Source organism: Blautia sp. ZXY-1-C6 (assembly GCF_056339875.1).
In genome coordinates this window covers 1-11,747 of the sequence record NZ_JBWJVQ010000250.1, presented here as the reverse complement: position 1 = coordinate 11,747, position 11,747 = coordinate 1, and the positions used below count along the sequence as shown (strand labels likewise).

The 11,747-nt window shown below is 43.4% G+C and carries 10 protein-coding genes and 1 pseudogene; all 11 read right to left on the bottom strand.

What is annotated here, in order from left to right:
• Positions 1-561 (bottom strand): annotated as a pseudogene (locus tag AC075J_RS16275) (hypothetical protein); the annotation flags it as partial.
• A gap of 3 nt (positions 562-564) precedes the next feature.
• Entirely contained in the window at positions 565-1,116 is a 552-nt protein-coding gene (locus AC075J_RS16270; protein ID WP_008704112.1) for a 4'-phosphopantetheinyl transferase family protein, read from the bottom strand.
• Complete coding sequence (locus tag AC075J_RS16265) at positions 1,113-2,939, bottom strand: ATP-dependent helicase (protein ID WP_055059526.1); 1,827 nt, start codon at positions 2,937-2,939, stop codon at positions 1,113-1,115. Before AC075J_RS16265 ends, AC075J_RS16270 begins: the two co-directional genes overlap by 4 nt.
• 2 nt (positions 2,940-2,941) lie before the next feature.
• Entirely contained in the window at positions 2,942-4,393 is a 1,452-nt protein-coding gene (gene gltX / locus AC075J_RS16260) for a glutamate--tRNA ligase (RefSeq protein ID WP_055059527.1), read from the bottom strand.
• Between the two features lie 756 nt (positions 4,394-5,149).
• The gene (locus AC075J_RS16255; protein ID WP_055059528.1) at positions 5,150-6,865 is read right to left on the bottom strand and encodes an acetyl-CoA carboxylase carboxyl transferase subunit; all 1,716 of its coding nucleotides are present in this window, start codon (positions 6,863-6,865) and stop codon (positions 5,150-5,152) included.
• A 182-nt stretch (positions 6,866-7,047) separates the two neighbouring features.
• Positions 7,048-8,394 (bottom strand): acetyl-CoA carboxylase biotin carboxylase subunit, encoded by a 1,347-nt coding sequence (locus AC075J_RS16250; protein WP_055059529.1) that lies wholly within the window; start codon positions 8,392-8,394, stop codon positions 7,048-7,050.
• 3 nt (positions 8,395-8,397) lie between these two features.
• Entirely contained in the window at positions 8,398-8,829 is a 432-nt protein-coding gene (fabZ, locus tag AC075J_RS16245) for a 3-hydroxyacyl-ACP dehydratase FabZ (protein WP_008704118.1), read from the bottom strand.
• Positions 8,830-8,848: 19 nt separating this feature from the next.
• On the bottom strand, positions 8,849-9,310 hold the full coding sequence (gene accB, locus AC075J_RS16240) for an acetyl-CoA carboxylase biotin carboxyl carrier protein (RefSeq protein WP_055059530.1): 462 nt from the start codon (positions 9,308-9,310) through the stop codon (positions 8,849-8,851).
• Positions 9,311-9,397: 87 nt separating this feature from the next.
• The gene (gene fabF, locus AC075J_RS16235) at positions 9,398-10,633 is read right to left on the bottom strand and encodes a beta-ketoacyl-ACP synthase II (protein WP_026649079.1); all 1,236 of its coding nucleotides are present in this window, start codon (positions 10,631-10,633) and stop codon (positions 9,398-9,400) included.
• Between the two features lie 14 nt (positions 10,634-10,647).
• Positions 10,648-11,388, bottom strand: coding sequence for a 3-oxoacyl-[acyl-carrier-protein] reductase (gene fabG / locus AC075J_RS16230; protein ID WP_055199938.1), 741 nt, complete (start codon positions 11,386-11,388; stop codon positions 10,648-10,650).
• A gap of 1 nt (position 11,389) precedes the next feature.
• On the bottom strand, positions 11,390-11,747 hold a 358-nt coding region (locus AC075J_RS16225), incomplete at its 5' end, for an ACP S-malonyltransferase (protein WP_476390501.1).

Here is an 11,747-nt window from a genome sequence, read left to right as displayed (position 1 = left end):
CATGCTGATCGCCTGTGCGATTCCATTGGTATTTGAAGAATACCACAGCATATCATGTTCCTGATCATAGGCAAGTCCGCCTACATGAGGCAGACCTGGCAGGACTACCTCTTTGATAAATCTGTGAGTTTCTTTGTTGATCACATAAATAACAGAGTTATGTTTTTCCGTATGACAATAGGCACTTACAAGTACATACTCATCGGTCACTGCAAGTCCCTGAGGAGTCATGGAAGTACATACCGCCTGTTTTGTACCCTCTACATTCAGGAATGTTCTTGTATATCTCAGTCCGGGAATAATATAAGTTCCGTACTCTTTTTCTTTTTTTCTGCCCTCAAAGGCAAAGGTATTTAACTCCTCCTGCTGCGACAGCATCTGTATCTGTCCGCGTAATGAATACACTGCAGCATCCTGGTTGGTTACCGGATATTTTGCAGGAGGTTCCGTCTTACCCCTGTATACGAAAGCATATCCCCAGAAAGCCAGTCCAAGTGCCAGTACTGCTACAAGAATCTTCACTGCCAGTCTTCGGATTTCTTTCTTCGTTTGTCTGTTCATGTCTTACCCAAGTATGATGTCTTCATATTTCCAGTTGATTTCCATGGGATTCATTGCCCATACTGCTCCACTGTAACCGTCTTCCATATCAAGCAGCATATGACTGCCTTCATCCATGGATATAGTCCTCATGTCTCTGGAAAGCCCCTCACCGGTCCATTTGATATAAGCTTCCCTCAGTACCCACTGTTCAAAAAATTTCTTTTCCACATTTATATCTGAGAGAATTTCCAGATACTGTTCCCGGGGTACCATACGTCTGAGCATTCTTTCATAATTGGCTCTGCAATGAATCTGCACATCAATTCCAACCTCCTGATCAGCCAGAATACATACCACATATTTTCCGGAATGACTGATATTATAATGCAGGGACGGACGATAGGAAAGGAATGGTTTTCCATGTTCTCCCTCTGCTCTGGGTTCATTGTACAGATTGATTCCATATTCTTTTTTCAGTGCGATTTCCAGAAGTTTCTCTGCGATCATATGCTCCATATGTGCGCCTTCATATTCTTCCCGTATTTTTGTACAGTAAATAATTCCTTTATTCATAGGCCTGTCTCCTCAAGAAACCGGGAAGGCTCCCGTTCCTTCTCATACTGGCGTTTCACATAGGCAAGCACCAGCTTCTTTTTCGCCCTGGTCATCCCTACATAAAACAATCTTCGTTCTTCTTCCACTGCTTCTGCCAAAACCGCCTTGCGATATGGAATACTTCCTTCATTAACATTCAGAATATACACAATATCATATTCCAGACCTTTTACCGCATGGAGTGTGGATATAGTCACTCCTTCTTTTTTATCCTGCTGTTTCCTTGCCTGTTCATTCAGGCGCTTCGTATATTCTTCTATGTAAGCCTGCCACTTCACCAGGGTTTTCATGCCTTTTGCACTCTCATGGATCCGGTCCAGGGTCTCAAGCAGTTCCTCTGGTTTTATTTTACGATACTGTGCATATTCACGCAAGTATTCTTCGAATCCCATTCCTTTTCTGATAAAATTAATCGCAGCAAAAGGGGAAAGAGTACCAAGAATCCTCAGATGCGTTTCCAGTGTGGTAATCCTGTCGCACATCCAGTCTTTGTCTTTATAATATTCCCGAAGTTCATTAAAATTAATCTGCGAACTGTTCAACGCTTCTCTGGAAATATAGCGATTTGGCCGGTTCATGATCTCCAGCAAATTCTTCCTGCTCCTGTCTCCTGCTGCCATTTCAAGATAAGCCAGAAGCGCCCGGCAGATCCAGTGGCGGAAAAGATTGGGAAGCTGTTCTTTCATTGTAAAAGGAACCTGATATTCCATCAGCACATTGATCAGACCTTCCGATTCCTGATTTGTACGAAGCAGGATTGCCGTATTCAGCAGATCCTCGCCGCGCTCCATTCTTTTTTTCAGTGCTGCCACCACGCACATATACTCTTCTCTTGGATTATCAAATTCCTTGCACGTCACAGGCATCCCTTCTTCATTTGGAGTATCCAGCTGCTTTTTGAAACGTCTGGTATTACATCCGATCACTTCCATGGCTGTACGCAGGATATTCTTACTGCACCGGTAATTCACATTCAGAAGGACTGTCTCTGCCTTCGGATAATCCTTTGTAAAATTTAACATAATCTCTGGTCTTGCGCCCCGGAAATGATAGATGGACTGGTCATCATCCCCTACAATAAACAGGTTATTGACAGGTGCCGCCAGCATCTGCAAAATCTTGTATTGTAAGCTGTTGATATCCTGAAACTCATCCACCAGAATGTAGACAAATTTTCTTCTCCATGCATTCAGGATATCCTGTCTCTGGGAAAAAAGTTCATAACAACAGAGGATCATATCATCAAAATCCAGCTTGCGTTTCGCCTTCAGAGCCTGCTTATAGCCATGAAAAATGTCCCTGAATATCTCGTCCGAGCAACAGGATGCATAATAATGCTCCGGAGAAATACAGTTCCCCTTTACAACACTGATTTCCCTGGCAACTTCTTCAATGAAATCTCCCTCCTGAGCCATTTCCTGTCCATATTTCTCAGTCATCTCACGTAGAATACTGAATTTCTCTTCCTCAGAAAGAATATTGGCCGCACTCAGATGATAGGCCGCTTTCAAAATCCCATAAAAAATTCCGTGGAAAGTTCCAAAAGTCACTTCGCTTCTGTTCTGTCCCACGAATTTCAAAAACCGTTCTTTCATCTCTGTTGCCGCTGCTCTGGAAAAAGTTACAACCAAAATAGAAGAAGCCGGTATCTTCCCCTCATTGATCATGTATGCAGTTCTCTCCACAATAACGGAAGTTTTCCCCGAGCCGGGACCTGCCAGGACCATCATAGGTCCTGACAGGTGAGTGATTGCCCGAAGTTGAGATGGATTTCTCTTCATATTTATTTGCTTAATTTCTCAATAGCTGCCTTTACTCGTTTGATTGTCTCGTCTTTACCGATGATCTCCATGATCTCAGTAGCACCGGCCGGCGTCATCTGCTTGCCGGAAACAGCAGTACGCAGAGGCCACATTACATATCCGTTCTTATAACCATGCTCTTTTACAAATGCACTTAATGTTTCAAATAACGGATCATTTGTATAATCTTCCTGTTCTTCCAGAACCGGAAGTACTTCTTTTAATACTGTAAGAGAAGTCTCTTCATTTGTCTTCATTTTCTTATGGCAGTACATGGCGGAATCATATTCCGGTACTTCCTCAAAGAAGTCAATCAGAGCCGGAATGTCAGGGAATGTTTCGATTCTGGTCTGTACCATTCCTGCAATCTTCTTGAAGTTGTAGTCTTTCTTCAGAACTTCTTTCATATACGGAAGTGCTCTCTCATAGAATTCATCCGCATCCATTTTCTTGATATACTCACCATTCATCCAACGAAGTTTCGCAATATCAAATACTGCCGGAGATTTATTGATATGATGATAATCAAATGCCTGTACCAGTTCATCCAGTGTAAAGATCTCTCTGTTGTCAGAAGGACTCCATCCGAGAAGTGCCACATAGTTGACGATCGCTTCTGAAACAAATCCCTGATCAAGCAGGTCTTCATAAGAGGAATGTCCACAACGTTTGGAAAGCTTCTGGTGTGTCTCATCTGTGATCAGCGGACAATGTACATAAACCGGGATATCCCATCCGAAAGCTTCGTAGATACGGTTGTATTTCGGAGCTGAGGAAAGATACTCGTTACCTCTTACTACGTGTGTGATCTCCATTAAATGGTCATCGATTACGTTTGCAAAGTTATAAGTTGGGTATCCGTCAGATTTGATCAGGATCAGATCTTCCAGTTCCTCATTGTTTACTGTGATATCTCCGTAGATTACATCATGGAATGTTGTAGTTCCCTCTGTTGGCATATTGAAACGGATTACGTGTGGTTCTCCTGCATCAAGACGACGCTGTACTTCTTCTTTGGAAAGTTTAAGGCAGCGTTTGTCATAAATGGAAATCTCTTTTCCTGCCACAACACGTTTCATACCTTCCAGTTCTTCCTTCTTACAGAAACAGTAGTATGCATCACCCTGTTCTACTAACTGCTGTGCATATTTCAGATAGATTCCCTGTGCCTGACGCTCACTCTGAACATACGGTCCAAAGCCTTTGTCCTTGTCCGGACCTTCATCATGGAGAAGTCCTGTTTTTGCAAGAGTACGGTAGATAATATCTACAGCGCCTTCTACGTAACGTTCCTGGTCTGTATCTTCAATACGGAGGATGAAATCTCCGCCTTCATGTTTTGTAATAAGGTATGCATATAATGCTGTTCTTAAATTTCCAACATGCATTCTGCCTGTAGGGCTTGGTGCAAATCTTGTTCTGATCTTGGTCATAACTTTTTTCACTCCTGAATTTTTTATATATTCAAAATCTGTAAAAAAAGACCCTGCTTAAAAGCAGCGTCTTTCTACTTTCGGGTTTATTATACGTCAGAGGCTTTCTTATTTCAAGTCGGGATGAGGGAAAATTTTAATGTTTTTTGGGAAGGGACGCATGGGAAGCAATTATGTTTGGGGGCTCAGTTTCGGAACCATTGTATTTCTAGGCATTCGGGAAGCCGCTAAAATCATGAGCCGCTCTCTCAAACTCGCTCCGTTGCAAACTCCGCTCAGACAGTGAAACGATCGGCTCATAACGCGGCTTCCCAAATACCAAGAACTACAATGAACCCTCAAATTCGCCCCCAAACATAATTGCTTCCCATGCTGACTATCGGCTATATAACATATTTAGTGTACAACAATAAAGAATATACCACTCCTGACTTTACAGAACAATTAGCCAAATAACATATCTGCTACACAACATAACTATAGTAACCCTAAGAAAGTGCATGACAACTTGCAACAAAACAGCGCAGAAAAATATTTTATTTGGAGTGCATTTGCAGGGGTCTTAGATATTCTTAGTTCTCAGAAATCCGCGTTATGAGCCGGCTGCATCACTGTCTGAGCGAAGTTTGCAACGGAGCGAGTTTGACAAGACGGCTCATGCCTTTAGCAGATTTCTGAGAGCTTAGAATATCTTAGACCCCGAAACCGCACTCCAAATAAAATATTTTTCTGCGCGTCCCTCTTGCCATTCACACGCTACATCTTACGAAATCTCTCATACCTTTCCTGCGCGATCTGTTCTCCACTTTTACCACTCTGTTTCTCCAGAAACTGCTTCATTCTAATCTTCATATACTCTGCAATTTCCGGCAAATTCTCCTCACTTGCAGGATATTCCTCCGGTATGATCCGTTCAATGATTCCCAGTTCTTTCAGATGAGCCGCCGTTACTTTCATGACCTCTGCAGCTTCCGGTGCCTTTCTGCTGTCTTTCCAGAGAATGGAAGCGAAACCTTCAGGTGAAAGGATGGTGTAGGTTGCATTTTCCATCATCCAGACTTCATTGCCAACTGCAAGTGCAAGTGCACCGCCACTGCCGCCTTCACCAATTACAACCGAAAGAACCGGCACCTTCAAATCGGACATTTCCAGAAGATTCCTTGCAATGGCTTCGCCCTGTCCCCGTTCTTCTGCTTCCAGTCCACAGAATGCCCCCGGAGTGTCTACAAATGCAATGACTGCACGTCCGAATTTCTCTGCCTGTTTCATCAGTCGAAGAGCCTTTTTGTACCCTTCCGGTGATGGCATTCCGAAGTTACATCTGATGTTTTCTTTTGTAGTATGCCCTTTACGGATTCCGATTACTGTAACGGGCTGTCCGTCCAGTGTAGCAATGCCGCCGATGATGGCATTGTCGTCTCTGACACCTCTGTCACCATGAAATTCCATGAAATCATCAAAAATGGCATCAATATATTCCGCTGCTGACGGACGGTCACTGCTTCTGGCAATCTGGACTCTATCCCAGGCTGTGAGATTTTTTTGTTTCTTCTGCTTTTTCTTTTTGCCAAAAGTATCGAAAGATCTGGCAGATGTTTCCTGTGGAAATTCTCCGTAACATTTTCTGGTATCATGCAGTTTCAGGATCAGCGAAAGAACATCCCGCATAGAGCCTCGTTCAACAATTCCGTCGAGAAATCCATGTTCCAGAAGAAATTCCGGTCTCTGGAAGCCCTCCGGCAGTTTCTGACCTATAGTCTGTTCAATGACTCTCGGGCCGGCAAATCCGATCAGTGAGCCTGGCTCTGCAAGGATAATATCTCCAAGCATGGCAAAGCTTGCTGTAACGCCACCGGTAGTCGGGTCTGTCAGCACAGATGTGTAGAGAAGCCCTGCCTGAGAGTGACGTTTAATGGCTGCGGAGGTTTTTGCCATCTGCATCAGTGATACGATTCCTTCCTGCATTCTGGCACCGCCGGAGCAACAGAACAGAATGACCGGAAGTCCCTGTTTTGTTGCTTCTTCAAATGAGCGGGTGATCTTTTCTCCCACCACATATCCCATGGAAGCCATGAGAAATCTGGTATCCATGGCTCCGATCACTGTACGGATTCCTCCGATGGTGGCTTCTCCGATGAGAATTGCCTCATCAAGGTGTGTTTTTTCTCTCAGATCCTCAATTTTCTGCGGATAATCCGGATAGTCCAGTGGATTACTGTTGTCAATTCCTGTGAACCACTCTTTAAAACTTCCTTTATCTGCGATCATTTTGATCCGGCGTTTCGCACTGATTCTGAAATATCCTCCGCATTTCGGGCACACATAGGCGTTGGATATTACGTCTTCTCTGTAAACCATTTCTCCGCACTTTGGACATTTGATCCATAAGCCTTCAGGTACGGAAACAGATGCGGCCTGTTTATGCCGGTCTTCTGAAACTGTTTTCTTAAAAAATCTCTTCAAGTCTGCCATTAAAATCCTGCTCCTTTATGTAACCCAATTTGATGTTCTTTCAGACAACAAAATAACATTAATAACTATTAATCAAACTAATTCTGTCAAAAATTATTTTATCGATTTGCTTATCAATTACCTTTCAATAATAAATATGTAATTTCTGCTGAACTATAAAATATATTTGCACCAGTTTTCTTTTACAGATCCGGATAATGCTGCGGAATGAAATCTGTGGTGATATTTCCTTCCTGAAAATCCGGCTGATTGAGAAGTTCATACAGAAAATCCACGTTAGTTTTTACTCCTTCGATGGCAACTTCTCCAAGTGCACTGATCATCTTTCGAATGGCACTGCGGCGGTCTTTGTCATAAACAATGATCTTGGCAATCATAGAATCATAGTAGGGCGGAATTGCGTAGTCATTATAAACTGCTGTATCCACGCGGATTCCGTTTCCACCGGGAAGATGTAAGTCAGTGATCTTACCCGGGCATGGCATGAAATGTCTCTCAGGATCCTCGGCATTGATTCTGCATTCCATGGCGTGGCCGCGGATTTCTATGTCTTTCTGCTGAACGCTTAACGGTTCACCTGCCGCAATGCAGATCTGCTCTTTGATCAGATCTACACCAGACACAAATTCTGTTACCGGATGTTCTACCTGGATTCTGGTGTTCATTTCCATGAAATAAAATTCTCCGGACTGATTCAGAAGAAATTCTATGGTTCCTGCACTTTCATAGCCTGCTGCCTTTGCTGCCCGTACTGCTGTCTCACCCATTTTCTTTCTCAGATCATCAGAGATTGCGATACATGGAGACTCTTCGATCATTTTCTGGTGACGTCTCTGAACAGAGCAGTCTCGTTCTCCCAGATGAACTACATTTCCGTATTTATCCGCAAGAATCTGCACTTCAACATGTCTGGGATTCTCCACAAACCGTTCCAGATACATGGTATTATCGGAGAAGGAATGGACCGACTCCTGCTGTGCTGTCTCAAACAATTTGGCAAATTCCTGTTCATTTCCGGCTACACGCATTCCTTTTCCACCGCCGCCTGCTGATGCTTTGATCATGACCGGAAAACCGATTTCCTTTACAGCTTCCAAAGCCTGCTCTACTGTGTAGACCGGTTCCTTTGTGCCGGGCACTACCGGGACTTTAGCTTTCCGCATTGTGTTTTTCGCCTCAGATTTATTTCCCATTCTGGAAATTACTTCTGCGGAAGGACCAATAAATGCCACATTACATTTCTCACACATTTCCACAAAACGGCTGTTCTCTGAGAGAAATCCGAATCCCGGGTGGATTGCTTCTGCTTTTGTGGCAATGGTAGCACTTAAGATTCGCTCCATGTTCAGATAGCTGTCTGATGACTGTGCCTTTCCGATGCATACTGCTTCATCTGCAAGCTGGGTATGCAGGGCATCTCTGTCTGCTTCTGAGTATACGGCTACTGTGCGGATTCCCATCTCACGACATGCCCGGATGATCCTCACTGCAATTTCACCACGATTGGCGATCAAAATTTTATTAAACATCTGTTATGCTCCTACTGCAAAAGTCAGCTCTGCGATCACTGCTACCTTACCGTCCTGGTTTGTTGCTTTTGCTTTTCCCACTCCCATGGGACCTTTTTCCTTAATGATCTCTACTTCGAGAGTAAGGGTATCTCCGGGAACTACCTTGTTCTTGAATTTTGCATTGTTGATCGATGCAAAATATGCGATCTTTCCTTTATTTTCCGGTTTACTCAGAATTGCAACTGCGCCTGTCTGCGCAAGCGCCTCAACGATCAGAACCCCCGGCATAACCGGTTCCTGTGGGAAATGTCCTGCAAAATGCGGTTCATTATAGGTAACACATTTCTTTCCTGTTGCCTTCACACCCGGCACCAGTTCTTCAATAGTATCAATCAGGAGGAACGGGTGTCTGTGGGGAATGATCTCCATGATTTCTTTTGTTGTAAGTTTCATAGTTTTTTACCTCCTTCTTCTATTCTATCACAAACATCGGCTGTCCGAACTCTACCATCTGCTCGTTTTCTACAAGGATTTCTTTTACTGTACCATCAAATTCTGATTCAATCTCGTTCATCAGCTTCATTGCTTCCACAATGCCAAGGACCTGACCTTTGCTTACTTTATCTCCTATTTTTACAAAGGGGGGATTTTCCGGAGAAGATGCTGCATAATAGGTACCTACAAGAGGAGATTTTACCACACTTCCTGTCTGTACTTCATCGTTAACAGCATTGACGGATTCTACATGTACAGCCTGCTGCACTACCGGCTGATACTGCTGAGCATCTGCCGGATCAGTATTGACTGCCATCTGCTGTACAATTGTTTTCTCTTTTGACATGGAAATATTTAAGGTATCGTCCTGCAGGTTAAATTCTGTGAGATCTGAATCGCTGACTGCGTGGATCAGTTCTAATATATTTGCCAGTTCCATTTATTTCCTCCTGCTGAAATAGCTATATTATAAGATCACTGTCGTATATTGTTTTCAAAATCACCATACCATTTATTATCTGCGTGATCAGTCTTCGTACTTTTTAATAAGTAAGGATGCGTTATGTCCGCCAAAGCCAAGAGAATTGGTAAGTGCATATTTGATATCCATCTTTACATTACCGTTTCCTACATAATCCAGGTCACACTGTTCATCCGGCACCTTATAACCAACAGTCTGATGGATCAGGCCTTCCTGAAGTTCTTTTACACAGGTGATCACTTCCACTGCACCGGCAGCTCCCAGAAGATGTCCTGTAATAGATTTTGTAGAATTTATTTTCATTTCTTTTGCGTGTTCACCAAATGTTTTCTTAATGGCAATTGTTTCAAATAAGTCATTATGATGTGTGCTTGTACCATGTGCATTTACATACCATACATCATCTGTGGAAATTCCTGCTTCTTTTACAGCCCATTCCATAGCTTTGGCAGCACCGGAACCGTCCTCTGCAGGGGATGTAATGTGATAAGCATCTCCTGTTGCACCATATCCGACAACCTCGCCAAGGATTTTCGCTCCACGTGCTTTGGCATGCTCCAGTTCTTCCAGAACTACCACGCCGGCACCCTCACCCATTACAAAACCGCTTCTTTCTTTGTCAAAAGGGATGGAACATCTCTCAGGATCTGTGGATGAGGTCAATGCTGTCAGTGCCGCAAAACCACCAAAGCCTGTTGGTGTGATAGCAGCTTCCGTTCCACCTGCAACCATAACATCTGCATCAGAGCACTGAATAGTACGGTATGCTTCTCCAATGCTGTGGGTTCCTGTTGCACAGGCAGTTACAACATTAATGTTCTTTCCGCGGAGTCCAAACTGAATGGAAACATTTCCGGATGCCATATTGGAGATCAGAAGAGGAATCATCAGAGGATTCAGTCTTCCTGGTCCCTTTGTGTTGAGAATTTCGCAGGATTTCTCTACCACCTGCATACTTCCGATACCGCTTCCCACGCTACAGCCTACACGGAAGGGATCTTCTTTTGTCATATCCAGTCCGGACTGCTCAATAGCTTCTTTTGCTGCTGCTACCGCATACTGGCTGAAAAGCTCCATACGTTTTGCAGATTTGAAATCCATATAATCCTTTGGATTAAAATTGTTGATCTCTGCTGCCATATGCGCTCTGTAATTTGTGGAATCAAAACGTGTTACTTCTGCAAAGTTTGTTTTTCCTTCTTTTACGCTGTTCCAGAATTCTTCTACACTAAGGCCTACCGGAGTGATTGCTCCCATACCTGTAATTACAACTCTTCTCATTTTGTTCTCCTTATTTATACGTTCATACCGCCATCTACGCTGATGACCTGTCCTGTAATATAGTCTGCTTTGTCTGATGCCAGAAATACCGCTGTATTTGCAATATCCTCCGGTTTTCCGAAACGTCCCAGGATAATCTGCTTACATGCATTTTCCCTGATTTCTTCTGAGAGTACTTCTGTCATCTCTGTGTCTACAAATCCGGGTGCAATGGCATTTACCGTAATTCCCCGGCTGCCCAGCTCTCTTGCCATTGTTTTTGTCAGACCGATCACACCTGCTTTGGATGCAGCATAATTTGCCTGGCCCACATTTCCGAGGATTCCGGAAACAGAAGAAATATTGATGATCTTTCCACTTCTCTGTTTCAGCATCTGACGGGCACTGTGACGGATTGTATTGAATGTACCTTTCAGGTTTACATTAAGTACAGAATCGAAATCCTCTTCTTTCATTTTCATGATCAGACCATCTTTGGTAATTCCTGCATTATTAACCAGAATATCAAGGTGTCCATATTCTTTAACTATATCTTTAATCATTGCTTCACAGGCTGCGAAATCACTGACATTGCATTTATATATGGAAGCTTTTCCACCGTTTTCTTCGATGGTCTGTTTTACTTCCTTCGCTCTCTCTTCAGAACCATTGTAATTGATAACCACCTCTGCACCTTCCTTTGCAAGAGCAATAGCAATGGCTCGTCCGATTCCACGTCCTGCACCTGTAATCAGGACAATTTTATTTTTCAGCATTTTACAGACACTCCTTTCTCACTTCATCCAGATCTTCTGTTTTCTCAACATGTAATGCTTTTACATTTCTGTTGATCTTTTTGAGAAATCCTGTCAGAGTTTTTCCCGGTCCAATCTCAATAAAAGTATCTACACCATCATCAATCATCTGTTCTACACACTGCTGCCAGCGCACAGAGGATGAAACCTGGCTGACAAGCAATTCCTTTACCTGCTCCGGTCCTGTCACATACTGTGCAGTTACATTTGTCACATAAGGTACTGTAAATGACTGGATTTCTACCTTCTCAAGTTCTTGTCCCAGTTTTTCCCCTGCGCCTTTGAGAAGCTCACAGTGAAATGGGCCACTGACTTTGAGA

What these genes read in the sequence shown, in the direction of transcription:
- AC075J_RS16270 (WP_008704112.1), bottom strand. Translation starts at nt 1,116, where the DNA reads ATGAATAAAGGAATTATTTACTGTACAAAAATACGGGAAGAATATGAA.
- AC075J_RS16265 (WP_055059526.1), bottom strand. Translation starts at nt 2,939, where the DNA reads ATGAAGAGAAATCCATCTCAACTTCGGGCAATCACTCACCTGTCAGGA.
- gltX (WP_055059527.1), bottom strand. Translation starts at nt 4,393, where the DNA reads ATGACCAAGATCAGAACAAGATTTGCACCAAGCCCTACAGGCAGAATG.
- AC075J_RS16255 (WP_055059528.1), bottom strand. Translation starts at nt 6,865, where the DNA reads ATGGCAGACTTGAAGAGATTTTTTAAGAAAACAGTTTCAGAAGACCGG.
- AC075J_RS16250 (WP_055059529.1), bottom strand. Translation starts at nt 8,394, where the DNA reads ATGTTTAATAAAATTTTGATCGCCAATCGTGGTGAAATTGCAGTGAGG.
- fabZ (WP_008704118.1), bottom strand. Translation starts at nt 8,829, where the DNA reads ATGAAACTTACAACAAAAGAAATCATGGAGATCATTCCCCACAGACAC.
- accB (WP_055059530.1), bottom strand. Translation starts at nt 9,310, where the DNA reads ATGGAACTGGCAAATATATTAGAACTGATCCACGCAGTCAGCGATTCA.
- fabF (WP_026649079.1), bottom strand. Translation starts at nt 10,633, where the DNA reads ATGAGAAGAGTTGTAATTACAGGTATGGGAGCAATCACTCCGGTAGGC.
- fabG (WP_055199938.1), bottom strand. Translation starts at nt 11,388, where the DNA reads ATGCTGAAAAATAAAATTGTCCTGATTACAGGTGCAGGACGTGGAATC.